Raw genomic sequence first — 23,105 nt, forward strand, 5'->3', positions numbered from 1 at the left:
CCGTCCGGCGGGCGCGCGCCCTACAACCAGCTCGGCAGCCAGTAGTGCGACCGGATGAAGTCCCACGACGTCTGCACGGCCGTCCACATCGGGTACCAGTACGCCGAGGCCAGCACCACGACCGCCAGGTACACGCCGAGCCACACGAGTGCACGGGTCCGTCGGGGTCGTGGGTCGCGCGCTGACCCGATCAGGTGGCCGATCGCCGCCGCGAGCGCCATGACGAGGAACGGCTCGAACGCCACCGTGTAGAACTGGAACACCGTCCGGTCCAGGTACATCAGCCAGGGCAGGTACCCCGCGGCGATGCCCATCAGCACGAAGCCGTACTCCCACCGCCGACGGGTGACGAACAGCACGAGCAGTACCACGGCCGCGATCACCGACGCGTACCAGACGAACGGGTTCGCGACGCCCGTGATCGCCGCGCCGCAGCGGTCGAACCCGCAGCCGTCCTGCCCGGCGTTCGTGCCCGCGTAGTACATCGAGGTGGGGCGCTGCATGACCAACCAGAGCAGCGGGTTCGCCTGGTACGAGTGCGGGGTGTGCAGGCCGATGTTGAAGGCGTAGATCTCGGACTGGTAGTGCCACCAGTTCTGCAGGCTGTCCGGCACCCACGCGAGCACCCCGGTCCAGCGCTGCCCGCCGCTGCCGATCCAGTCGCGGTCCCAGCCGCCCCGCGTGACGAACCAGCCGGTCCACGACGCCAGGTACGTCACGGCCGCGATCGGCACCGTGAGCAGGAACGTGACCGGTGCCTGCTGGAGTGCGGCGCTCGACGACCAGAAGGCCACGCCCGCGCGACGACGCAGCAGCATGTCGCTGAGCACCGAGTAGACGGCGAAGAACGCCAGGAAGTACATGCCGGACCACTTCGTCGCCGAGGCGAGTCCGAGCGCGACGCCCATCGCGACCAGCCACGGGCGCCACCACAGCACCGGCCCCCACAGCGTCGGTCTGCCGGCCGCGGCGCGCCGGTCGGTCCACCGGTCGAGCTGCCGGGCCGACCACCGCCGGTCGAGCAGCAGGGCGCCGGCGCCGAGCACGACGAAGAAGGTGACGACGCCGTCGAGCAGCGACACGCGGGACATCACGATCGCCTGCCCGTCGACCGCCAGGAACCCGCCGGCGAGGGTGCCGACCAGGGTCGAGCGGAACAGCGACCGGGCGATCACCGCGGTGAGGAACACCGTGGCGATGCCGAGGACCGCGACGGTGAAGCGCCACCCGAAGGCGTTGTCCGGACCGAAGAGCAGCATGCCCAGGCCGATCAGGTACTTGCCGAGCGGCGGGTGCGCGATGAACTCGGCGGCCCGCGAGTAGATGTCCGTCTGGCCGTCCACGAACCGGTCGTCGGTCGTCGGGGCGCCGTCGTCGCTCGGGTTCGCCGGCCAGGTGCCCTCGTACCCGAGGTGCACGAGCGACCAGCTGTCCTTGACGTAGTAGGTCTCGTCGAACACGAGCGCGTGCGGCCGTCCGAGGTCGACCAGCCGCAGCAGCGCGGCCAGCACCGTCACCGCGATCGGACCGCCCCACCGCCACGCGGCGACACGCCACCCGACCGAGAGCGTGCGCGCCCACCAGTCGTCGAGCCGGGAGCCACGGGGGACGTCCGGCACGGTCTTCTGCGGGTCGGCCAGGTCCGTGGTCACCCGCAGCATCCTACGGAGGCGGTCCCGCCGTCGGCTGCGCTGTCCACAGGTCGCAGGCGTGGCGACGACAATGGGGACGTGATCGTCCTCGCAGCAACCCCCATCGGCAACCTCGGTGACGCCTCCCGTCGACTCGTGGAGACGCTGTCGAACGCCTCCGTGGTCGCCGCCGAGGACACCCGGACCGCCATCCACCTCATGCGTGCGCTCGGGATCGAGAACCGTCCGCGGCTCATCGCCCTGCACGAGCACAACGAACGGGAGCGCGCGGCCGAGGTCGTCGAGCTCGCGCGGGAGGACGACGTCGTCGTGCTCACCGACGCCGGGATGCCCGCGATCAGCGACCCCGGTTTCCCGCTCGTCGAGGCGGCCGCGGCGGCGGGCGTCACCGTCACCGCCGTGCCCGGGCCGAGTGCCGTCCTGACCGCGCTCGCCCTCTCCGGGCTGCCGACCGACCGCTTCACCTTCGAGGGCTTCCCGACCCGCAAGGCGGGGGAGCGGCGTCGGGTTTTCGCCGCGCTCGCCGGGGAGCAGCGCACGATGGTGTTCTTCGAGTCGCCGCACCGCATCGCCGACACGCTGGGCGACATGGCAGCCGGCTTCGGCGCCGACCGGCGTGCCGCGGTCTGTCGAGAGCTCACGAAGCTGCACGAGGAGGTCCGGCGCGGCACCCTCGCCGAGCTCACCGCGTGGGCGGCCGACGGGGTCCGCGGCGAGATCTGCGTCGTCGTCGCCGGGTCGACCGGGTCGGGTGACGACGCCACGATCGAGGACGGCGTCCGCCTCGTGCTCGAGCGGGTGGCCGCCGGAGCGCGCATGAAGGAGGCCGCCGCGGCGGTCGCCGACGCGACCGGGCTGTCGAAGCGCGACCTCTACGAAGGCGCGCTCGCCGCGCGCTGACCCCGACGCGACGACGTCGGACGGGAGGCCCGTGGCGGCGCCGCCTCGGGCCTCCCGTCCGGTCGTCCACAGGTCGCGGGGGCGCGCGTCACGGGGTACGAGCGCGCCTCTAGGATGGTCCGCATGGCCGACGGCAGCTCGTTCTCGATCACCACGCCGATCTTCTACGTCAACGACGTGCCCCACATCGGGCACGCGTACACGGAGGTCGCCGCGGACGTCCTCGCGCGCTGGCACCGCCAGCGCGGGGACGACACCTGGCTGCTCACGGGCACCGACGAGCACGGGCAGAAGATCCTGCGCACCGCCTCGGCGAACGACGTCACGCCGAAGGAGTGGGCCGACCGGCTCGTCACCGACGCGTGGAAGCCGCTGCTCGACACGGTCGACGTCGCCAACGACGACTTCATCCGCACGACCGACGAACGCCACGAGCGCGGCGTGACGGCGTTCCTGCAGAAGCTGTACGACGACGGCTACGTCTACGCCGGCGAGTTCGAGGGCTTCTACTGCGTGGGCTGCGAGGAGTACAAGCAGCCGAGCGACCTCGTCCCCGGCACCGGGCCGTACGAGGGCCAGCAGGTCTGCGCGATCCACTCGATCCCGGTCGAGGTGCTGGCCGAGCGCAACTACTTCTTCCGCATGTCGGACTTCGAGCAGCGGCTGCTCGACCTGTACGAGTCGAACCCGGCGTTCATCCAGCCGGAGAGCGTCCGAAACGAGATCGTGTCGTTCGTCAAGCAGGGGTTGCGCGACCTGTCGATCTCGCGGTCGAGCTTCGACTGGGGCATCCAGATCCCGTGGGACTCCGACCACGTCCTGTACGTCTGGTTCGACGCGCTCCTGAACTACATCACCGCGCTCGGCTACGGCACCGAGGACGACGAGGCCTTCCGGCGCCTCTGGCCGAGCGTCCACATCGTCGGCAAGGACATCGCTCGCTTCCACGCCGTCATCTGGCCGGCCATGCTCATGGCGGCCGGACTGCCCGTACCGGAGCGCGTCTTCGGCCACGGCTGGCTGCTCGTCGGCGGCGAGAAGATGTCCAAGTCGAAGCTGACCGGCATCGCCCCGTCGGAGATCACCGACACGTTCGGGTCCGACGCGTTCCGGTACTACTTCCTCCGCGCCATCACCTTCGGGCAGGACGGCAACTTCAGCTGGGAGGACATCTCGGCGCGGTACCAGGCGGAGCTCGCGAACGGGTTCGGCAACCTGGCCTCCCGCATCGTCGCGATGATCAACCGCTACTTCGACGGTGCCGTCCCGGAACGCGGCGACCTCACCGAGTCCGACGCGGCGATCGACGCCCTCGCCCAGTCCGTCACCGAGCGGGCCGACGCGTCCATCGGGTCGTTCGCACCGCACGACGCGATCGGCACCGTGTGGGAGCTCGTCGACGCCCTGAACGGCTACATCACCGAGCAGGAGCCGTGGGCCCTGGCGAAGGACGACGCCCAGCGCGAGCGCCTCGCGACGGTGCTCGTCACGGCCCTCCGCGGCCTCGGCACCGTGGCCGTGCTGGTGTCCCCGGTGATGCCGAAGGCGACCGAGAAGCTCTGGGCGTCCATCGGTGCCGGTAGGTCCATCGCCGAGCAGCGCATCGACCGTGCCTGGGAGTGGCAGGGGTCCTCGACGGTGACCCCGCTCGCCGCCGGGCTGTTCCCGCGCATCGAGCAGACGGAGCAGGGCGCCGCGTGACCGACGCGCACGTCCGCGCTCGTGGCGGTGCCGGCGGCGGCCAGAAGCGGGACCTGAGCTACCCGCCGCTCCCGCAGCCCCTCACCGTGCCGGTGTACGACAACCACACCCACATGGAGATCGCCGACGGTGTCGGCGACGGTGGGGACGGGCCGCTCGAGTACCCGGAGCACCTGGACCGCGCCGAGCAGGTCGGGGTCCGCGGCGTCGTCCAGGTCGGCACCGACCTCGCCACCTCGCAGTGGTCAGCCGCCCTCGCCGCCCGCGAGCCGCGGGTCCTCGCGGCGGTCGCGCTGCACCCGAACGAAGCACCGGTCCTCGACGAGCAGGGGCTGCTCGACGAGCACCTGGCCGGCATCCGGGAGCTCGCGGCGTTGCCGCGCGTGCGGGCCGTCGGCGAGACCGGGCTCGACTTCTTCCGCACGGGCGACGACGGCCGGGCCGCCCAGGTCCGCTCGTTCGAGGAGCACATCCGCATCGCCAAGGAGCACGACCTCGCGCTGACGATCCACGACCGGGACGCGCACGACGCCGTGGTCGAGGTCCTCGAGCGGGTCGGCGCTCCCGAACGGACCGTGTTCCACTGCTTCTCCGGCGGTCCTGAACTCGCACGACTCTGCGCGGAGCGTGGCTGGTACATGTCCTTCGCCGGCACCGTCACGTTCAAGAACGCGCAGAACCTGCGGGACGCCCTGCACGTCGCGCCGCGGCACCTCGTCATGGTCGAGACCGACGCCCCGTTCCTCACGCCGACGCCGTTCCGCGGCCGGCCGAACGCGCCGTACCTCGTCCCGCTCACGCTGCGGTCGATGGCCGACACGCTCGGCACCGACCCGGCGATGCTCGCGGAGCAGATCGCGTCCAACACCGAGGCCGTGTACGGCTCGTGGGACGACGAGCCCGTCTCGGTGGGGGCGTAGCGGTGGGCGCGCTCCTCGGTCCGGCGGAGATCCGCGACCTCGCGCAGACCCTCGACGTCATCCCGACCAAGAAGCTCGGGCAGAACTTCGTGCACGACGCCAACACCGTGCGGCGCATCGTGTCCGTCGCCGGCGTCACACCCGAGTCCCGTGTGCTCGAGGTCGGACCCGGGCTCGGGTCCCTGACGCTCGGGCTCACCGAGACCGGCGCTCCCGTCACCGCGGTCGAGATCGACGCCCGTCTGGCCGCGCACCTGCCGACGACCGTGTCGGCCCTGCAGCCCGACGCCCGACTGACGGTCGTGCACCAGGACGCCCTCCGGGTCGCCGCGGACGACCTGCCGGTCGCGCCGACGCACCTGGTCGCGAACCTGCCCTACAACGTCTCCGTGCCGGTGCTGCTGCACCTGCTCGCGACCTTCCCCTCGCTCGTCCGGTCGCTCGTCATGGTCCAGGCCGAGGTCGGGTACCGACTGGCGGCCGACCCGGGCAGCAAGGTCTACGGCTCCCCGAGCGTGAAGGCCGCGTGGTACGGCTCGTGGCGGATCGCCGGGCAGGTCAGTCGGCAGGTCTTCTGGCCGGTGCCGAACGTCGACAGCGTCCTCGTCGGCTTCGACCGGCACGAGCCCCCGGGCGACGAACGCCTGCGTGCGCAGGTCTTCGCCCTCGTCGACGCGGCGTTCCAGCAGCGGCGGAAGATGCTGCGGCAGGCGCTGTCGGGCGTGCTCGGCAGCAGCGCTCGTGCGTCCGAGGTGCTCGAGGCTGCCGGGATCGCGCCGACGGCCCGCGGCGAGGAGCTCGGCGTCGACGACTTCGTGCGCCTCGGGCGGACCGTGCTCGACGCCACCGACTGAGCCGTCGGACGCGGAGCGCGACCGAGCGGACCGGCCGCGACCGAGCGCCCTGGCATGACCGAGCGCTCTGGCGTGACCGAGCGCTCTGGCGCGACCGGGCGACCGCGCGCCCTGGCGCGACCGCGCGGACCCGGCGTCGGCCACCGCGCTCGGCGACGCCGGAGCCGGCGGGCTCAGCCGACGGACGCGCCCCGGGCCTCCAGCGCGGCGACGAACGCCTCCGGGTCGCCGCAGCGGAAACGCAGCGACCGCTTCCCTGCCACGTGCACCTGCACGCCCGGCCCGTTGTCGAGCAGGAGCGCGGTCCCGCCGGGGACGAGCCGGATGCCCCACCCGGCCGAGTTCACCCCGTTCAGGACCATCGGCACCGCCGACGTGATCTGCGCGGGGTCGATGCGGCGGCGGTACCAGAACGGTGTGACCCGCACCTCGAGCACGTCGTCGACGCGGACGTGGATCCGCATCCGGGCGACGCCGACCGCGAGCACGAGCGTCCCGACGAGTGTGGCGACCAGGGCGATCGTGTCACCGGTGCCCACGTCCTGACCGGTCGGCGACGGGACCGCGAGCGGTACGCCCACCGTGACGACCACCACTGCCGCCAGGCCGAGCCCGACCCACAGCATGAGACGTCCGGACGGCACCACTTCCTCGTACGGTTCAGGTCGCATGCGTCCATCCTGTCCGTGCTGGCACCTGCCACGCAACATGTCACGACGTGGGAAGTACGCTCGGCCCATGAACGACGACGTGGTCCGCTCGCACGCCCGGGGCATCCCCGCCGACCGGGTGCTCGCCGCCACCGGCACGACGCCCGACGACTGGTACGCGCAGCTCGACGCGGCGGACGGACACACGATCGGCCACACCGCGATCGCCGCCTGGCTCGTCGACGCGGGTGTCGACCCCTGGTGGGCGCAGAGCGTCGCGATCGGCTACGAGCAGTCCCGCGGCCTCCGCATCCCCGGGCAGCGCTCCGACGGCACCTTCGCAGTCTCGGCCTCCCGGCAGGTCCCCGGCGACCGGGAGGCGGTGCTCGACCGGGCGGTGGCCGCCGCGACCGTCACGCTCGGCCACCCGCCGACCTCGGAGCGGCGCGGCGGGAAGCGTCCGTCGGCGCGGTGGACCACAGCCGACCGGGAATCGGTGCTCCTCACCGCCGAGGACGGCCCCCGCCCCGACACCGTCCGGCTCTCGGCGACGCGGGAGCGTCTGACCGGGCCGGAGCGCATGCCGGAGGCGAAGGCCGCCCTGCGGGAGTTGCTCGCCGACGTCTGAGGCCGGGTTCAGTGCCCGGTGCCGGCCATCGCCTCGAGGATGTGCTGGTGCGTCCCGTCACGCTCGGCCCAGCGCAGTGGCAGGACGTTCTGCACCAGGATCTCCGGAGCCGCCCCGGACTCGACCAGGCCGACGACCTCGTCGATGAACGCGTCGAGCGGCATCCCGCCGAAGTCCTGGCCGCCCATCAGGTCGGTGGCGACGGCGGGCGGCGCGAGCTCGAGGACCTCGACCGAGGAGCCGACGAGCTGCTGCCGGAGCGCCTGCGTGTACGCGTGCACGCCGGCCTTGGTCGCGCTGTAGGTCGGGGTGGCGGTCAGCGGCACGAACGCCAGACCCGACGACACCGTCATGACCGTCGCGCTCGGGCGGCCGAGCAGGTGCGGCAGGAAGGCGTCGATGAGCCGGATCGTGCCGACCAGGTTCGTCTCGACGATCTCGACGGCGTCCGTGATGTGCGCCGGGTCGCGCAGGTCCTCGTTGCGCATGATGCCCGACATCGTCACCAGGGTGTCGAGCGAGGGGTGGGCGGCGAGGACGGTCTCGGCCGCCTGCCGGATCGAGTCCGCGTCGGCGACGTCGACCTGCACGGTGTCCAGGCCGTGCTCGGAGGCGATCGAGTCGAGGAGCGCCTGACGTCGACCGCCGATGACGACGGTGCTGCCGGCCTGCTGCAGGCGGAGCGCGAGCGCGAGGCCGATGCCCGAGGTCGCGCCGGGGATGAAGACGGTGCTGTTCGTGGTGTCCATGTCGACCACCATGCGCCGGTCGGGCGGGGACAACCAGAGCGCCGTCATCGGGGGACCGGCGATCCCTGGCTCGCCCGTGTCGAGACGACCACACTGGGTGCATGGACCGTGCCGCGCTCGCCGACTTCCTCCGCCGACGGCGTGAGCTGCTGCGTCCGGAGGACGTCGGGATCGGAGCCGGTGCCCGCCGACGCACCCCGGGCCTCCGTCGCGAGGAGGTCGCGGCACTCGCGGGTATGTCGGTCGACTACTACACGCGGCTCGAGCAGCAGCGCGGCCCGCAGCCGTCCGAGCAGATGGTCGCGGCGATCGCCCGTGCCCTGCGCTGTTCCCTCGACGAGCGCGACCACCTCTTCCACCTGGCGGGCCAGAACGCCCCCGTCCGCATGCACCGCGCCGACCACGTGGACCCCGCGATCCTCCGGGTCCTCGACCGACTCGAGGACACCCCGGCGATCGTGGTGAGCCACCTGGGGGAGACCCTCGTCGAGAACCGGATGGCGGCCGCCCTGCTCGGCTCGTCGGTGGGCCTGTCGGGCAACGACCGCTACCAGGCCTGGCGGTGGTTCGTCACCGGCACCGAGCTCGCGAAGTACGCCCCGGAGCAACACGGCCGCCTGGGTCGCGTCGTGGTGGCGTCGCTCCGCGCGGCGGTCGGCCTCGCCGGGCCGGGCGACCGTCGGGCGAGCGAACTCGTCGCCGAGCTCGAGCGCCGCAGCCCGGAGTTCGCCCGGCTGTGGGCCCTGCACGAGGTCGCCCTCCGCTGGTCCGACAACAAGACGATCGTGCAACCCGAGCTCGGTCGCATCACCGTCGACTGCCAGGTCCTGCACACCGACGACCAGGCCCAGGCGCTCCTGCTCTTCACAGCCCCGCCGGGGAGCGAGGACGCGCAGAAGCTGGAGCTCCTCGGTGTCGTCGGCCAGCAGACCTTCGGTGCCCTCACCGAGTCCTGACGATCGCCCGCGTCCCCCCGCAACACCACGTCACACACCTGGCCTCACCCCGACCGCCGTGCCTAGGGTGGGGCGGTGAGCACTCCGCGCGTGTACGTCATCCACGAGAACCCCGAGTGGTTCCCGCCGCTCGCCGCCGCCTTCGAGGCCGAGGGCGTGCCGGTGCAGGAGGTCCTCCTCACCGAGGGGCAGATCGACCTCGCCGCCGAGCCCGAGCCCGGCGTGTACTGGTCCCGCATGTCCGCGTCGAGCCACACCCGCGGGCACGAGCACAGCAAGGAGTACACCCGGGCGTTGCTCGGGTGGCTCGAGCGTGCCGGGCGGCAGGTCGTCGGCGGCAGCCACGTGCTCGAGCTCGAGGTGTCGAAGGTCGCCCAGCACGGGCTGCTGCAGCGGGCCGGGTTCGACGTCCCGCGCACCACCGCCGTGTTCGGCACAGCGACCCTGCAGCAGGCCGCCCGCGCGTTCACCGGCGGCCAGGACGTCCCGTTCATCACGAAGCACAACCAGGGTGGCAAGGGGCTCGGCGTCCGTCGCTTCGACTCGCTCGCCGAGTTCGACGTGCACGTCGCCAGCCCCGAGTTCGAGGAGCCGGTCGACGGCATCACCCTGTTGCAGGAGTACCTCACGGCCCGCGAGCCGTTCATCACGCGTGCCGAGTTCGTCGGCGGCGAGTTCGTGTACGCGGTCCGGGTCGACACGAGCGCGGGCAGCTTCGAGCTCTGCCCGGCGGACGCGTGCGAGGTCCCGCAGGTGATCGCCGGCGCCGTGTGCGACGTCCCGGGCACGGACGGCTCCGCCGGTGCGACGGACACCTTCACGGTGCGCACCGAGGTCACCGCCGACCACCCGCTGGTCCAGCAGCTGCGGACGTTCCTGGCCGAGCAGCGCATCACGATCGCGGGTGTCGAGTTCATGGAGACCGTCGACGGCCGCACGGTCGTGTACGACATCAACACGAACACGAACTACAACCCAGCGGTCGAGGCGACCGCCCCGGCCTCCGGGCCGCGGTCGATTGCCCGCTACCTCGGCGGCCTGCTGGACGCCGAGTACGCCGCCACGGCGGCGGCGCACCGCTGACCCGACCCGACCACCCACCGGACGGGAGGCGCGGCACACCACCCGGCGCGCGCCTCCCGTCCGTCCCGCCCCACCACCCAAGGAACCTCTTCGTGCGATTCGGATACTGGACCCCGCTCTTCGGCGGCTGGCTGCGCAACGTCGACGACGAGCAGATGCCGGTCACGTTCGACTACGTGAAGCTCCTGGCGCAGCGCGCCGAGCGGATCGGCTTCGACCTGACCCTCGTGCCGGAGCTCAACCTCAACGACATCAAGGGTGTCGCGGCGCCGAGTCTCGAGGCGTGGGCCCTGGCGGCGGCGATCGCGGCGACCACCGAGCGGCTCGAGATCATGGCGGCGATGCGTCCCGGGTACCACCTGCCGGCGGTCACGGCGAAGCAGGCGGCGACGATCGACGACATCTCCGGCGGCCGGTTCACCTTCAACGTCGTCAGTGCGTGGTGGGCGGAAGAAGCCAGGCAGTACGGCGGCATCTTCTCGGAGCACGACGACCGGTACAAGCGCACCGCCGAGTTCGTCGAGGTCATGAAGGGGCTGTGGCGCGAGACACCGTACAGCTTCCACGGGGAGTACTACGACGTCGAGAACGCGCACCTCGAGCCGAAGCCGCGCGTCACCCCGCGCATCTACGCCGGCGGGGAGAGCGAGGCCGGCAAGGCGAGCATCACGCACTACGCCGACGCGTACGTCACCCACGGTGGCACCGTCGAGGAGCTCCGCACGAAGATCGCCGAGATGCGCCGTCGACGTGACGACGCGGGGCTGCCGCCGTTCGAGGCGTTCGGCATGGCCGCCTACGCGATCGTCCGCGAGACCGAGGAAGAGGCGCAGGCCGAGCTCGCCCGGATCACCGACGTGCAACACGGCGGGGCGTACGAGTCGTACCAGGACTTCATCTCGAAGTCGCAGCTCGAGCACGTCCCGAGCCTGGAGGACTACTCGGTGTCGAACCGGGGCCTCCGCCCCCAGTTCGTCGGGACACCGGAGCAGGTCGCGGCGCGGATCCGCGAGTACGAGGACGCCGGCGTCGACACGCTGCTGCTGCAGTTCTCGCCGCAGCTCGAGGAGATGGAGCGGTTCGGCGAGCAGGTCATCCCGCTCGTCCGGGCGTCGGTGCCCGCCGAGGTCGTCTCCTGATGGCCGTCGAGGACGACTGGGCGTTCGAGACCCGACAGATCCGAGCCGGCTTCCGGGCCGACCCGGGCTTCGGCGCGAACGTGCCGCCCATCGCCCAGAGCGCCGCGTTCGTCTACCCCTCGGGGGAGGACGCCGCCGACCGCTTCCTGCTCAACGCCCCCGGGCACACGTACTCGCGGGTGAACAACCCGTCCGCCGCCGCGCTCGAACGCCGCATCGCCGACCTCGAGGGCGGGGTCGCCGCCCTCGCGCTCGCGTCCGGCCAGGCGGCGACGTCGCTCGCGGTGCTCGGGCTCGCGCGGGCCGGCGACCACATCGTGTCGAGTGCGTCGCTGTACGGCGCGACCTACACGCTGTTCGCGTCGACGCTGCGGGACCTGGGCATCGCGTTCACCTTCGTGCAGGACCCGACCGACCTCGACGAGTGGGCCGCGGCGGTCCGTCCGGAGACCCGGGCGTTCTTCGGGGAGTCGATCCCGAACCCGCGCGGCGACGTCCTCGACTTCGCCGGGGTGGCCGGTGTGGCCCACGAGGTCGGCGTGCCGCTCATCGTCGACAACACGATCGCGACGCCGTACCTGGTCCGGCCGATCGAGCACGGGGCGGACATCGTCGTGCACTCGGCGACGAAGTACCTCGCCGGCCACGGCAGCGCCATCGCCGGACTGATCGTGGACGCCGGCACCTTCGACTGGGCGGCGCACCCCGAGAAGTACCCGCAGCTGACCTCCGCGGAGCACTCGGGCTTCGCCGGCACCGACTTCGCCGCGAAGTTCGGGCGGCGCGCGTTCATCCAGCGCACCCGGTCCAAGCTGTCCGCGGACCTCGGCCCGGCGATCGCGCCGTTCACCGCCTTCCTGGTGCTGCAGGGCATCCAGACGCTGTCGCTGCGCATGGACCGGCACGTGTCGAACGCCGCCGCCGTGGCCACCTGGCTGGACGCGCACGACCAGGTCGAGCACGTGCACTACGCCGGGCTGCCGAGCTCCCCGTGGCGCCACCTGCAGCAGCGGTACGTGCCGAAGGGGCCGTCGAGCGTCCTCGCGTTCGACCTGGCCGGGGGCGTCGAGGCCGGGCGGCGGTTCGTGTCCGCGCTGGAGCTCTTCGACCACGTGTCGAACATCGGCGACGTCCGTTCCCTGGTCGTGCACCCGGCGTCGACGACGCACGTGCAGATGACCCCGTCGGAGCGCGCGGCTGCCGGTGTCGGCGAGGGCCTGATCCGGCTGTCGATCGGACTCGAGCACGTCGACGACGTCATCGCCGACCTGCGCCGTGGGTTCGCCGCAGCTGCCTGAGCGACCGGCACCCGACCGGGACGGGGATAGGTTGGTCGCATGACGTCGACGCCCGCTCCGGATCGGGTGCGGACGCGCGCGCCGGGCAAGATCAACGTCCACCTGTCGGTCGGCGCCCTGCAGGACGACGGCTACCACGACGTGGCCACCGCATACCAGGCGGTGTCCCTGTACGAGGACGTGACGGCCGAGCGCGCTGACGACTTCTCGGTGCGCTTCACCGGTCCGATCGACACGTCCGCCGTCCCGACCGACGACACGAACCTGGCCGTCCGGGCCGCTCGTCTCGTCGCCCGGACCGCGGGCCACCGCGGCGGCGTGCGCCTGACCATCGACAAGCAGGTCCCCGTCGCCGGGGGCATGGGCGGCGGATCCGCCGACGCCGCCGCCACGCTCCTGGCCGTCGACACCCTGTGGGGGACCGGGCTCGGGCGCGACGAGCTGCTGCGGTTGGCCGCCGAGCTCGGGGCCGACGTGCCGTTCGCCTTCGCGGGCGGGACCGCGGTCGGCACGGGGCGGGGCGACGAACTCAGCCCGGCGCTGGCGAAGGGCGAGTTCCACTGGGTCCTCGCGCTGAGCGACACCGGCCTGTCGACGCCCGCCGTGTACCGCGCCCTCGACGAGCACCGGGAGCGCTACCGCGCCGACATCTCCCCGGCACCCCGCACCCCGGTCGTCGAGACGCACGTGCTGCAGGCCCTCCGCGCCGGGGACGCCGAGCTGCTCGCCGAGCACCTGCACAACGACCTGCAGGCCCCGGCCATGCGGCTGCAGCCCGCGCTCGCCGACACGCTCGAGCTCGGGGAGCGGTCCGGCGCGCTCGCGGGGCTCGTCTCCGGCAGCGGACCGACCGTCGCGTTCCTGGTCTCCGACCGCGACGCCGCGCTCGCGGTGCAGGTGGCGCTCAGCGCCTCCGGTCTGGTGGCCCTCCGGGCGCACGGACCGGTCCACGGCGCACGCGTCGTGCACTGACCGGCGGGCCGCGTCAGGAGCGGACGAACTCCGTCATGATGACCTTGCCGGTCTTCCAGTTGTGCGCGACGGTGAAGCCCTCGTCCTCGAGCACGGCCTTGACCTCGGGCCGGATCGTCCGCGAGGTACCGCCGACGTACCAGACGGTGTCGATGTCGCCGAGCCGTGCCGGGATCGTCGTCGCGAGGTCGCCGTTCGTGTTCCAGAGCACGCCCTGGTCGGCACCGTCGGTGCCGACGGCGAGGTCGGTCAGCCCGGAGAACGCCTCGGGGTAGGACACCTTGATGATCTCGGCGGTCGTGGTCGGGTGCCGGTACACGCTGCCGAAGACGACGCCCTCGTTCGCACCGGGACGGGCCGCACGCTCGGCGCTGATGATCGAGGCGGCGTGCGCCCAGGTCGACGCCTGCTTGGCCTCGGGCCCCTTCACGGTGACGGCGGTGGGGACGGACAGGACCACCAGGACGGCGACCGCGGCGGCGAGCAACGCCCGCGGCCGGACCGCCGTGACGGCGACGGCGACCAAGAGTGCCACGAACGGCAGGCTGAGGGTCGCGTACTTGGGGGAGTACAGGCGCTCACCGAGTGCGGTGGCGACGAGGAGCACGCCGGTCGGCACGACGACGAGCGGCAGCGCCAGGCGGACGGCCTGCGCCCGGAAGAGTGCGCGGGCCGACGGCACCCTGCCGTGCACCTGCACGAGGGCGACGACGGTGCCGACGACCATGAGCGTCCACATGAGCGTGGCGTACGGGTCGGAGGCGCCGAACCAGGCGGTCGCGTAGACCTGCCCGAAGGTGTCGCGGCTGATGTCCTTGATCCAGCCGACCTGCTTCGCCTGCGAGGCCACGACCAGCACGAAGGGGGCGAGGACCACCGCCGCGGTACCGGCGGCGATCGCCCAGCGGACGAGCACCCGACGGGTGACGAGCGGCTGACCGGGCAGACGACCGCTGCGGAACACGGTCGCGCTGCGTAGGGCGTGCCGTTCGGCGACGAGCGTCCAGACGAGAGCGACGGCGTGCGCGACGACCGCGAGGGCCAGGTAGACGTTGAACCCCACCGCGACGACGGCGAGCAGGCCGTAGGCGACCCACCACCGGACGGCGCCGCCCGACCGGGTCCGGCGCACCGCGGTCAGGCCGACCAGGGTGAGGCAGACCGAGAGGGTCGTGATCGTGGCGTAGGGACGGCCCTCGGTCCCCGCCCACTGCACGCGGGGGAGGAGCAGGAACACGATGCCCGCGGTGATGCCGAGCCGCCGTCCGCCGATGCGCCGACCGAGGGCGACGACCAGGCCCGCGGCGACCCCGACGGCCAGGGCGCTCGGCAGGCGCAGCGTGAAGGGGGTGTAGCCGACGAGCCAGAACCAGGCGTGCACCAGCGCGTAGTAGAGCCCGTGCACGGCGTCGACCGTGTGCAGCTCGGTCCATAGCTGGCCCCAGGACCGCTGCGCACTGGTGACGGTCGCGGCCTCGTCGTACCAGAGGGACGGCACCCACGAGAAGGCCGCGGCCACGATGACGCCGAGGGCGCCGACGGTGAGCTCCGGGGTGCGGACGGCGGCGGACACCGCGGTCCGCACGGCACCGCGGACGCCGGCACGGACCGGCAGCTGCCGGACCGTGTGCGGGACGCCGATGCTGCCGGTACGGGGGGAACTCACGTCCTGCACGGTACCGAGCGCCGCTGGGCGGGAACCCGACGCGCGGGGGTCCCAGCCGGAGAGTGTCCACAAGCCGTGGGTGGCTGCTCCACGGTTAGGGTCGTCGTCATGACGCAGCTCCGCATCCGTGACGCCGCGACGTACCTCGGCGTGAGCGACGACACCGTCCGTCGGCTGGTCGAGGGCGGCACCTTCAGCCGGGGCACGGACCCCACCGGTCGGGCGGTCGTCGACGGCCGCGAGCTCGCCGAGTACGCCTCGACGCGCGGCGACCAGCTCGCCGACCCCTCCGGTGTCCGGAGCTCCGCACGCAACCGGTTCGTCGGCATCGTCACGGGGCTCGTCGTCGACACCGTGATGGCGCAGGTCGAGCTGCAGTGCGGACCGCACCGCGTCGTGTCCCTGATGAGCGCGGAGGCCGTGCGCGACCTGGGCCTGGAGGTCGGGTCGGTGGCCGTCGCGTCGGTGAAGGCGACCATGGTGACGGTGGAGACCCCGGGCCCGGAGACGGACGCGTGACGTCCGACGCCGAGCCGACGGGCACGGGCGACACGACGACCCGACCACCGAGCCCCACCCGCCGCCGGCTCGGGTCACGGACCGCGGCGCTCGCCGACGCCGGACCCGACCTGCTCGAGCGGCTCGGACGGGCCCGCGTGCTCGTGGTGGGTGCCGGCGGCCTGGGCGCCCCGGTCGTCGCGTACCTGGCGGGCAGCGGACTCGGGCGGCTCACCATCGTGGACGACGACGTCGTGGACGGCTCGAACCTCGCCCGGCAGACGCTCTTCACCGCCGCCGACGTCGGCAGCGCCAAGGCCGAGGTCGCCGCGGCCCGTGCCCGTGCGGTCGACCCGGAACTCGACGTGGTGGCGGTCGTCGGGCGGTTCCGGCCCGAGCACGTCGCGGGGCACGACGTCGTGGTCGACGCCGCCGACGCCGTGGACGTCACCCGGGCGGTCTCGGACGCGTGCGCCCCGCTCGGCGTCCCCTTCGTCTGGGGCACCGTGCTCGCCTACGACGGCCAGGTCTCGGTCTTCCGCGACCGTGGTCCCGACGGCGTCGACTTCCACGACCTGCACCCCGAGGTGCTGCCGGACGAGGGCTCGTGCGCCGTGGACGGCGTCCTGCCGGCACTGTGCGGCGCGGTCGGGTCCGTGATGGCGGCACAGGTGACCGCCCTCGTGGCCGGGCTCGGCGAACCGCTGCTCGGCCGCCTCCTCACGGTCGACGCCCGCCGCTGGCGGTGGACCGAGAGCCCGATCCGACGCGGGCCGGCGTCGCGACGGCCGACGGGCCTCCCGGCCGACGCCGCGGCCGCGGTGCCGCGGATCGCCCCGGCGGCGCTCGCCGCCCGGCTCGCCGACCCGGCCGACCCGGTGACGCTCGTCGACGTGCGCACCCCCGAGGAGTGGGCGACGGGCGTGATCGGCGGCTCCGTGCACCCCGGGGACCTGCCCGACGGGACCGCCGTCGTGGTCACCTGCGCGCGCGGGCCGCGCGCCGACGCGTGGGCGCGGACCGCCGGGAGGCCCGTGACGGTCCTCGACGGCGGCGTCGACGCCTGGCGCCGGGAAGGCTTGCCGCTCGTCGACCCCTGATCCGCTGCTGCGGCTACCATTGCTCCGGAATGCCGCAGGTGCGGTCGGACGGAGGCGGACGTGGCGCAGGGACGAGCTCGAGGTCGCGGTGCCGTGGCGCTCGCCGGTGGCGTGCTGGGGGTCCTCGCCCTGGCCGGGTGCGCGAGCGGGGCCGCCGACGGCGCACGCGGCGGCGGACCGACGGCCGCGGGGACGCCGACCGGCACCGTGACGGTGTTCGCCGCGGCCTCGTTGCAGCGGACCTTCACGACGATCGGGCGGGACTTCGAGCGGGCGCACCCCGGCACGACCGTGCGCTTCTCGTTCGCCGGGTCGAGCGACCTCGTCTCGCAGATCCGGAACGGCGCCCCCGCCGACGTCGTGGCCTCGGCCGACCGGGCCACCACCGCGGAGCTCGGCGCCGACCTGCTCGCGGCCGGGTCACCGCGGGACTTCGCGACGAACACGCTCGAGATCGCGGTCGCGCCGGGGAACCCGCACCGCGTCCGCGACCTGCGGGACCTGACCGCGTCGGACGTGCAGCTCGTGACCTGTGCCGCGCCGGTGCCCTGCGGTGCCGCGACGGTCGCGGTGGAGCGGGCGAGCGGTGTGCACCTGCGGCCGGTGAGCGAGGAGCAGTCCGTGACCGACGTCCTGGGCAAGGTGACCGCCGGCCAGGCCGACGCCGGCATCGTGTACCGCACCGACGTGCAGGGCGCCGGGGACGCGGTGGACGGCGTGTCGTTCGCCGCTGCCGACGACGTCGTGAACACGTACCCGATCAGCGTGCTGCGGGATTCGTCGAACCCCGACGGCGCCCGTGCCTTCGCCGCCTACGTCCGGTCGTCCGACGGGCAACGGGTGCTCGCGGCCGCCGGCTTCGGGAAGCCCTGACGTGGTGGCCGACCCCGCCGCTCCGGGTGCCGGACCCGCCGCCCGTCGTCGCGCGGCCCCACACGGCGCCGTCCGCCGGGCGCCCGTCCCGTGGTGGTTGCCGGTCCCGGCCGTGCTCGGTGGCCTGTTCGTCGTCGTGCCGGTCCTGGCGATGGTCGGCCGCGTGCACTGGGGGTCCTTCGTCGCGCTCGTGACCTCGCCCGCGTCCCTCACTGCCCTGGGCCTCAGCCTCGGCACCGCGGCGGCGGCGACCGGGCTGTCCTTGGTGCTCGGCTACCCGCTGGCCGTGCTCTTCGCACGCTCCCGGTCGCGGTGGGTCGGCGTCGCACGGGCGGTCGTGCTGCTGCCCCTCGTGCTGCCGCCGGTGGTCGGCGGGCTCGCGCTCCTCGCGGCGTTCGGGCGGCTCGGGGTCCTCGGGGCGTTCCTCGACGAGCACGGGCTGCGCATCGCGTTCACCACGACGGCCGTCGTCGTCGCGCAGACCTTCGTCGCGATGCCGTTCCTGGTCTCCGCGGTCGAGGGGGCCCTCCGCGTCGAGGGCGACCGGTACGAGCGGGTCGCGGCGACCCTCGGTGCGGGTCCGACCCGCACCTTCCTCACCGTCACGACCCCGCGGGTGCTGCCGGGCATCCTGTCCGGCCTGGTGCTCTGCGGTGCCCGGGCCCTCGGCGAGTTCGGGGCCACGCTCACCTTCGCGGGCAGTCTGCAGGGCGTGACCCGGACCCTCCCGCTCGAGGTGTACCTGCAGCGCGAGGTCGACCCGGACACCGCCGTGGCGCTCGCCCTCGTGCTCGTCGTCGTGGCGGTGCTCGTCATCGGGCTCGCCTCAGCCCGGACCCGGCCGGTGACGCCGTGACCGGGCCCGACGACGCCGACACGACCCCCGGAGACGACGGAGCCGGGCTCGTCGTCCACGTGGTCCGCCACGACCGTGACGTCGACGTCGCCCTCATCGTCGGCCCGACCGAGTGCGTGGCCCTGATCGGCCCGAACGGCGCCGGCAAGTCGACGGTCGTCGACGCGGTCGCCGGCCTGCTGCCGCTCGACGACGGCGAGGTCCGGTCCGCCGGCCGCGTCCTCGCCGGCCCCGGTCGGCGTGTCCCCGCGCACCGCCGCCGCACCGGCCTGGTGGCACAGCGGCCCGACCTCTTCCCGCACCTCGGCGTGCTGGCGAACGTCGCCTTCGGCCCGCGCGCGGCCGGCAGCTCCGGACGGGAGGCCCGACTGACGGCCCGCCGGGCACTGGCCGCCGTCGGGGCGGCCGCGTTGGCGGACCGGGCGCCCGGGACCCTGTCGGGCGGACAGGCGCAGCGCATCGCGATCGCCCGGGCACTGGCGGCCGACCCGTCCGTCGTGCTCCTCGACGAGCCGACCGCGGCGCTCGACGTCAGCGCGCAGCAGGAGGTCCGCGACGCCCTCCGTGCCGCGGTCGCCGGTCGACCGAGCATCCTCGTCTCGCACGACCCCGTCGAGGTGATGGCCCTCGCCGACCGCGTGGTCGTCCTCGAGTGCGGGCGCGTGGTCGAGCAGGGGCCGACGTCCGCGGTGCTCGCCCGTCCCCACAGTGCCTTCGCGGCGGCGTTCTCCGGCCTCGTCGTGCTGCACGGTGTCGCCACGGCGCGCGGGCTCGCGCTCGACCCGGCCACGGGCGGGGGCGAGCTGGTGTCGGCGGCGCACGGTGTGCCTCCCGGCCGGCCGGTGTCGGCCACGTACCACCCGACGGCGGCGGTCGTCAGCGCTGCCGGTGCGTCGCCCGGCGGGGCCGACGCGCCCGCCGTGCTCCGGACCGTCACCGCCCTCGAGCCGCGGGACGGGCTCGTGCGGGTGCGCGCGGGGGAGCTGACGGCCGACCTGACGCTCGCGGCGGTCGCCCGTCTGGCGGCAGCGCCCGGGCAGGCCGTCCGCGTGCACGTGCCGGCGGCCGAGCTCAGCGTCTGGGAGCGTGCCACGGGGCCCGCTGGCCGAGGAGGCGCAGCCGACTTCCTCGTCACCGGGACGTAGCCCGTCGAGGGGTGCCCGGTGACGGAACGGCGATCGGTCCGTTCGCCGGTTCTCCTCGGCCGCGACCGGCGCGGCCACGTGGTCGAGCACGACCGCGAGGAGGCTCGGTGCAGCTTCCCGACCAACCTCCCGTCGCGGTCACCGACGGCAGTCGGCCCGACCCGGCCAATCGGCCAGCCGGCCAGCCGGCCAGCCGGCCAGGACACCCTCGGCGCCGCGAGCGTCCGTCAGCCGCCGGCGAAGGGCGGCATGACGTCGACGAGCGCGACGCCTGCGAGCGGGGTGGTGCGGTCACGAGTGGTGACCCCGTCGACCAGGTACGAGCACCGCTCCTGCAGCGCTGTCCAGCGGTCGAGGTCGACGGCGGCCACCTGCCGGAGGGCGGCGTCGAGCGTGTCCGCGGTGACGGTCGTCTCGTCGAGCCCGACGGCGGCCCGGGCGGCGGCGAAGAAGCGCAGGGTGGTCACGTCCTCATCCTCCGATCGCGCTCATGCCACGGGTGGGGTGCACGAGTCCGTCGGTGTCGTCGCCGTGGTCGCGCGGCTTCGCCCACATCGCCCGGCGCCACCGGTCGAGGACGGCCTGGTCGTCGGCGCCGGCACGCAGGGCGCCGAGCAGGTCGGTCTCGTCGTCCGAGAACAGGCAGCTGCGGACGTGGCCGTCGGCGGTGAGCCGGGTGCGCGTGCAGTCACCGCAGAACGACTCGGTGATGCTCGCGATGACCCCGACGGTGCCGAGGTCGGCGCCGGTCGCCCGGGACCGCACCCGGTACCGCTCGGCGGGGGCGCCGTTGCGCGGGGCCTCGTCCGGGGTCAGGGAGTAGTCAGCGGCGAGCAGGTCGCGGATCTGGGCGGCGGTGATCATCGTCGTGGCGTTCCAGGCGTGCCCGGGGTCGAGCGGCATCTGCTCGATGAAGCGCAGCTCGTGCCCGCGCTCGAGGCACCAGGCCAGCAGGTCGGCGGCCAGGTGGTCGTTCACGCCGCGGAGCAGCACCGCGTTGATCTTCACCCCGAGGCCGGCGTCGGCCGCGGCGGCGATGCCCTCGAGCACCCGGTCGAGGAACGGGCGGCGGGTGACCTCGGCGAAGACGTCCGGGTCGACGGTGTCGAGCGACACGTTGAGCCGGTGCAGCCCGGCTGCGCGCAGGGCGGCGGCGCGCGACGCGAGCCCGATCGCGTTCGTGGTCAGGGAGAGTTCGAGGTCGGGGTGGGCGGCCGCGCTCCGGGCGACGACGTCGACCAGGTCCTTGCGGAGCAGCGGTTCACCGCCGGTGAAGCGGACCTTGCGGATGCCGAGCTCCCGCGCGCCGAGGCCGACCAGTCGGGCGATCTCGTCCGCCGACATGAGCGCGGCGTCGGGCGCGAAGGGCAGCCCCTCGGCCGGCATGCAGTAGGTGCAGCGGAGGTTGCAGCGCTCGGTCAGTGAGACCCGTAGGTCGACGGCGCGACGACCGAAGCGGTCGACGAGTCCGGGGTCGCCGTCCGGGCGGGGCGGGAGCACGGGCCGTGTCGCCGAGGCGGCGCGGGTACCGAGGTCGGGCTGATCGCCGGGACCCTCGGGGTGGACGCGGCTCATCAGACCCGTGGAGGGGAGCATCTGGGCCGGCATTGGCTCAGGATACGGCGCAGGGGCTGCGCCCGCGAAGCGGACGCAGCCCCTGCTGGTCTTCCGGTGTCACTTGCCGGCGGTGTTCGTGTGCCAGGTCTGCTTCCGGTCGGTGTTCGTCATGACGAGGTCGCCGTTGTCCTGCACGGCGAGCTTCCGCGTCTTCTTGCCCGCGGTGCCGGAGTGCCAGATGGTGCGGCCCGCCGCGTTGAAGAGCACGAAGTCGCCACCCGCCTGCAGCGTGGCGTGCGCACCGCGGTTGCCGGCGGTCCCCGACGTCCAGGTGGTGCGGCTGCCGCGCGTGAGGACGAGGTTGCCGTCCGAGCGGAGCAGCAGCTTGGTCTTCGCGTCCCGCGAGACGATCCACTGGCCCGGGTACATCCGCGCCACCGGGGCGAGCGAGTCCGAGGCCGGTCGGCCGTTCCGCCAGATGACCTTCGAGCCGCGGCGGACCTGCAGGTCACCGCTGCTCGTGATCACGACGTTGTCGGCACCGCTGTTGTTCGTCTTCGTGTGCCACAGGTACTTGTCCTGCGGCGACTTGACGGCGAGGTCGCCGTTCACGAACGTCACGCGGGCGCCCGGCGAGGTCTTGCCCGACGACCAGATCGCGCGGCCGTTGCCGGTCGTGACGAACTGCCCGTCGGCCTGGAGCTTGACCGTGTACTGGTCGTTGCCGCTGACGATGCCCTGCCCGGCGGACAGCACGTCGTTCGTGACGAGCTTGGTCCGGATCGCCGGCAGGGGCTTGCCGGCGTTGCTCCCGGTCCCGCCCGCGTTGCTGCCGCGGGCGAAGGCCTGCAGCTGCGCGAGCGAGCCGTTGAACACGTCCTGGTCGCCGGGGAAGGTGCCCGACGAGGCGTACTGCCACATCGTGTACTTCGTCCAGCTCGCCGGGAGCGTGCCCGCCCCGGAGGCCAGGTTGGTCGGGTAGCGGGCGATGAACAGCGCGTTCGCGGCGAAGGCGGCGCTGTTGCCCGTGCAGGTCCGCCACCAGTCGGTCGTGGTGTAGATCGCGGGCAGCACGCCGGTCCGGGCCTTCATCGTGTTCGAGAAGTCACGGATCCAGGCGACCATCTGCGCCTGGCTCAGGCCGTAGCAGGAGTTCGTCCCGTCGGAGCCCGAGTACGGGTTGTACTCGATGTCGAGCAGCGGCGGCAGGGTGCGGCCGTCGGTGCTCCAGCCGCCGCCACGGGCGCCGAAGTAGTTCGCCTGCGTCGCGCCGGTCGACTTGTTCGGCAGGGCGAAGTGGTACGCCCCGCGGATCAGGTTGTTCGCCGTCGCACTGTTCCACTGCGCGGTGAACTGGCTGCTCGTGTACGTGGTCGACTCGCTCGCCTTGATGTAGACGAAGCGGGCGCCCTTGCTGTAGACGGACGGCCAGTTGATGCTGCTGTTCGGCTGCCACGCGCTGATGTCGAGCCCGTCGGTGCCGGGCACGGCCGATGAGTTCGCCGAGCGCAGCTGCGTCCGGAGTCCTCGGTCGGCGGCGGGCACCGGGACGGTCGACCCCATGGCGTGGTCGCCGGCGGCGTTCATCTCGGCGAGCGAGGGGTCATCCGGCGTGGACGTGGTGTCCTCGGCGGCGGGCTCCTCCTCGGCGGTGGTGTCCGACCGCGGTGCCGGAGCAGCGGGTGCGGCCGGCGTCGGGGCGGTGGTCGGCGTCGGGGTGGGTGACGCGGTGCCGGTCGGTTCCGGCGTCGGTGTCGGCGCCGCGGTGGCACTCGAGGTGCCGGCGACGGTGCTGGTTGCTGCGGTTGCTGCGGTTGCGGTCAACGTCGAGGCGATGAGTGTGCTGGTGAGGCACGCCACGACGAAGACGGCACCACGAGGGTGCTTCGGCTGCACGGATCTCCCTGG

At 73.3% G+C, this 23,105-nt stretch carries 22 protein-coding genes; 15 read left to right on the forward strand and 7 right to left on the reverse strand.

The window, feature by feature from the left end:
• Positions 1 to 20: 20 nt before the first annotated feature.
• Positions 21 to 1,652 carry a dolichyl-phosphate-mannose--protein mannosyltransferase gene (locus tag KM842_RS00855; RefSeq protein WP_216260065.1) on the reverse strand — a complete coding sequence of 544 codons (1,632 nt, stop codon included), beginning with the start codon at positions 1,650 to 1,652 and terminating at the stop codon, positions 21 to 23.
• A 78-nt stretch (positions 1,653 to 1,730) separates the two neighbouring features.
• On the opposite strand from KM842_RS00855, the gene rsmI reads away from it, so the two are divergent.
• The 4 genes from rsmI to rsmA all read left to right on the forward strand — a co-directional run bounded on the left by rsmI (position 1,731) and on the right by rsmA (position 6,027).
• A complete protein-coding gene (rsmI, locus tag KM842_RS00860) occupies positions 1,731 to 2,552 on the forward strand; it encodes a 16S rRNA (cytidine(1402)-2'-O)-methyltransferase (RefSeq protein ID WP_216260067.1) in 822 nt (273 codons plus the stop codon).
• Positions 2,553 to 2,675: 123 nt separating this feature from the next.
• A complete protein-coding gene (metG, locus tag KM842_RS00865) occupies positions 2,676 to 4,253 on the forward strand; it encodes a methionine--tRNA ligase (protein WP_216260068.1) in 1,578 nt (525 codons plus the stop codon).
• Positions 4,250 to 5,173 (forward strand): TatD family hydrolase, encoded by a 924-nt coding sequence (locus KM842_RS00870; protein ID WP_216260070.1) that lies wholly within the window; start codon positions 4,250 to 4,252, stop codon positions 5,171 to 5,173. Before metG ends, KM842_RS00870 begins: the two co-directional genes overlap by 4 nt.
• A gap of 2 nt (positions 5,174 to 5,175) precedes the next feature.
• Positions 5,176 to 6,027, forward strand: a complete 852-nt coding sequence (gene rsmA / locus KM842_RS00875; protein ID WP_216260071.1) for a 16S rRNA (adenine(1518)-N(6)/adenine(1519)-N(6))-dimethyltransferase RsmA — start codon at positions 5,176 to 5,178, stop codon at positions 6,025 to 6,027.
• Positions 6,028 to 6,200: 173 nt separating this feature from the next.
• On the opposite strand, the gene KM842_RS00880 is transcribed toward rsmA, so the two are convergent.
• Complete coding sequence (locus tag KM842_RS00880; protein ID WP_216260073.1) at positions 6,201 to 6,698, reverse strand: hypothetical protein; 498 nt, start codon at positions 6,696 to 6,698, stop codon at positions 6,201 to 6,203.
• A gap of 67 nt (positions 6,699 to 6,765) precedes the next feature.
• Between KM842_RS00880 and KM842_RS00885 the strand changes: the two genes are divergently transcribed.
• Positions 6,766 to 7,305, forward strand: coding sequence for a hypothetical protein (locus KM842_RS00885; RefSeq protein WP_216260075.1), 540 nt, complete (start codon positions 6,766 to 6,768; stop codon positions 7,303 to 7,305).
• 8 nt (positions 7,306 to 7,313) lie between these two features.
• Here the strand turns inward: KM842_RS00885 and KM842_RS00890 are convergent, their stop codons facing one another.
• Complete coding sequence (locus KM842_RS00890; RefSeq protein ID WP_216260077.1) at positions 7,314 to 8,054, reverse strand: SDR family oxidoreductase; 741 nt, start codon at positions 8,052 to 8,054, stop codon at positions 7,314 to 7,316.
• Positions 8,055 to 8,155: 101 nt separating this feature from the next.
• Between KM842_RS00890 and KM842_RS00895 the strand changes: the two genes are divergently transcribed.
• From KM842_RS00895 to KM842_RS00915, 5 genes are all read left to right on the forward strand, one after another.
• Positions 8,156 to 9,010: a helix-turn-helix transcriptional regulator gene (locus tag KM842_RS00895; RefSeq protein ID WP_216260078.1), complete on the forward strand. Its 855-nt coding sequence runs from the start codon at positions 8,156 to 8,158 to the stop codon at positions 9,008 to 9,010.
• Positions 9,011 to 9,085: 75 nt separating this feature from the next.
• Positions 9,086 to 10,093, forward strand: a complete 1,008-nt coding sequence (locus KM842_RS00900) for an ATP-grasp domain-containing protein (RefSeq protein ID WP_216260079.1) — start codon at positions 9,086 to 9,088, stop codon at positions 10,091 to 10,093.
• A gap of 92 nt (positions 10,094 to 10,185) precedes the next feature.
• Positions 10,186 to 11,232: an LLM class flavin-dependent oxidoreductase gene (locus KM842_RS00905; RefSeq protein ID WP_216260080.1), complete on the forward strand. Its 1,047-nt coding sequence runs from the start codon at positions 10,186 to 10,188 to the stop codon at positions 11,230 to 11,232.
• Positions 11,232 to 12,530, forward strand: a complete 1,299-nt coding sequence (locus KM842_RS00910; protein ID WP_216260081.1) for an O-acetylhomoserine aminocarboxypropyltransferase/cysteine synthase family protein — start codon at positions 11,232 to 11,234, stop codon at positions 12,528 to 12,530. Before KM842_RS00905 ends, KM842_RS00910 begins: the two co-directional genes overlap by 1 nt.
• Positions 12,531 to 12,569: 39 nt before the next feature.
• The gene (locus tag KM842_RS00915) at positions 12,570 to 13,502 is read left to right on the forward strand and encodes a 4-(cytidine 5'-diphospho)-2-C-methyl-D-erythritol kinase (protein WP_216260082.1); all 933 of its coding nucleotides are present in this window, start codon (positions 12,570 to 12,572) and stop codon (positions 13,500 to 13,502) included.
• Positions 13,503 to 13,515: 13 nt separating this feature from the next.
• On the opposite strand, the gene KM842_RS00920 is transcribed toward KM842_RS00915, so the two are convergent.
• Positions 13,516 to 15,168, reverse strand: a complete 1,653-nt coding sequence (locus KM842_RS00920; RefSeq protein ID WP_216260083.1) for a glycosyltransferase family 39 protein — start codon at positions 15,166 to 15,168, stop codon at positions 13,516 to 13,518.
• A gap of 108 nt (positions 15,169 to 15,276) precedes the next feature.
• Between KM842_RS00920 and KM842_RS00925 the strand changes: the two genes are divergently transcribed.
• The 5 genes from KM842_RS00925 to KM842_RS00945 all read left to right on the forward strand — a co-directional run bounded on the left by KM842_RS00925 (position 15,277) and on the right by KM842_RS00945 (position 19,640).
• A complete protein-coding gene (locus tag KM842_RS00925) occupies positions 15,277 to 15,687 on the forward strand; it encodes a TOBE domain-containing protein (RefSeq protein WP_216260100.1) in 411 nt (136 codons plus the stop codon).
• On the forward strand, positions 15,684 to 16,766 hold the full coding sequence (locus KM842_RS00930) for a ThiF family adenylyltransferase (RefSeq protein ID WP_216260102.1): 1,083 nt from the start codon (positions 15,684 to 15,686) through the stop codon (positions 16,764 to 16,766). Before KM842_RS00925 ends, KM842_RS00930 begins: the two co-directional genes overlap by 4 nt.
• A 60-nt stretch (positions 16,767 to 16,826) precedes the next feature.
• Positions 16,827 to 17,639, forward strand: coding sequence for a molybdate ABC transporter substrate-binding protein (modA, locus tag KM842_RS00935; RefSeq protein ID WP_253206181.1), 813 nt, complete (start codon positions 16,827 to 16,829; stop codon positions 17,637 to 17,639).
• A 97-nt stretch (positions 17,640 to 17,736) separates the two neighbouring features.
• Positions 17,737 to 18,495 (forward strand): ABC transporter permease, encoded by a 759-nt coding sequence (locus tag KM842_RS00940; protein ID WP_216261936.1) that lies wholly within the window; start codon positions 17,737 to 17,739, stop codon positions 18,493 to 18,495.
• Positions 18,492 to 19,640 carry an ATP-binding cassette domain-containing protein gene (locus KM842_RS00945; protein WP_253206182.1) on the forward strand — a complete coding sequence of 383 codons (1,149 nt, stop codon included), beginning with the start codon at positions 18,492 to 18,494 and terminating at the stop codon, positions 19,638 to 19,640. Before KM842_RS00940 ends, KM842_RS00945 begins: the two co-directional genes overlap by 4 nt.
• Positions 19,641 to 19,867: 227 nt before the next feature.
• Here KM842_RS00945 and KM842_RS00950 read toward each other — a convergent pair whose 3' ends face one another.
• The 3 genes from KM842_RS00950 to KM842_RS00960 all read right to left on the reverse strand — a co-directional run bounded on the left by KM842_RS00950 (position 19,868) and on the right by KM842_RS00960 (position 23,093).
• Positions 19,868 to 20,107 (reverse strand): MoaD/ThiS family protein, encoded by a 240-nt coding sequence (locus KM842_RS00950; protein ID WP_253206183.1) that lies wholly within the window; start codon positions 20,105 to 20,107, stop codon positions 19,868 to 19,870.
• A 4-nt stretch (positions 20,108 to 20,111) separates the two neighbouring features.
• Positions 20,112 to 21,248 carry a GTP 3',8-cyclase MoaA gene (gene moaA, locus KM842_RS00955; protein WP_253206184.1) on the reverse strand — a complete coding sequence of 379 codons (1,137 nt, stop codon included), beginning with the start codon at positions 21,246 to 21,248 and terminating at the stop codon, positions 20,112 to 20,114.
• A gap of 66 nt (positions 21,249 to 21,314) precedes the next feature.
• Positions 21,315 to 23,093, reverse strand: a complete 1,779-nt coding sequence (locus KM842_RS00960) for a GH25 family lysozyme (RefSeq protein WP_216260104.1) — start codon at positions 23,091 to 23,093, stop codon at positions 21,315 to 21,317.
• Between the last annotated feature and the right edge of the window lie 12 nt (positions 23,094 to 23,105).

Origin of the sequence: Curtobacterium sp. L6-1, assembly GCF_018885305.1 — a bacterium.
Classification (GTDB): domain Bacteria; phylum Actinomycetota; class Actinomycetes; order Actinomycetales; family Microbacteriaceae; genus Curtobacterium; species Curtobacterium aetherium.

Excerpts from the sequence above, each read along its gene's own strand:
- KM842_RS00910 (WP_216260081.1), top strand. The coding sequence starts at position 11,232 with ATGGCCGTCGAGGACGACTGGGCGTTCGAGACCCGACAGATCCGAGCC.
- KM842_RS00915 (WP_216260082.1), top strand. The coding sequence starts at position 12,570 with ATGACGTCGACGCCCGCTCCGGATCGGGTGCGGACGCGCGCGCCGGGC.
- moaA (WP_253206184.1), bottom strand. The coding sequence starts at position 21,248 with ATGCCGGCCCAGATGCTCCCCTCCACGGGTCTGATGAGCCGCGTCCAC.
- KM842_RS00925 (WP_216260100.1), top strand. The coding sequence starts at position 15,277 with ATGACGCAGCTCCGCATCCGTGACGCCGCGACGTACCTCGGCGTGAGC.
- KM842_RS00895 (WP_216260078.1), top strand. The coding sequence starts at position 8,156 with ATGGACCGTGCCGCGCTCGCCGACTTCCTCCGCCGACGGCGTGAGCTG.
- KM842_RS00880 (WP_216260073.1), bottom strand. The coding sequence starts at position 6,698 with ATGCGACCTGAACCGTACGAGGAAGTGGTGCCGTCCGGACGTCTCATG.
- KM842_RS00885 (WP_216260075.1), top strand. The coding sequence starts at position 6,766 with ATGAACGACGACGTGGTCCGCTCGCACGCCCGGGGCATCCCCGCCGAC.
- KM842_RS00890 (WP_216260077.1), bottom strand. The coding sequence starts at position 8,054 with ATGGACACCACGAACAGCACCGTCTTCATCCCCGGCGCGACCTCGGGC.
- metG (WP_216260068.1), top strand. The coding sequence starts at position 2,676 with ATGGCCGACGGCAGCTCGTTCTCGATCACCACGCCGATCTTCTACGTC.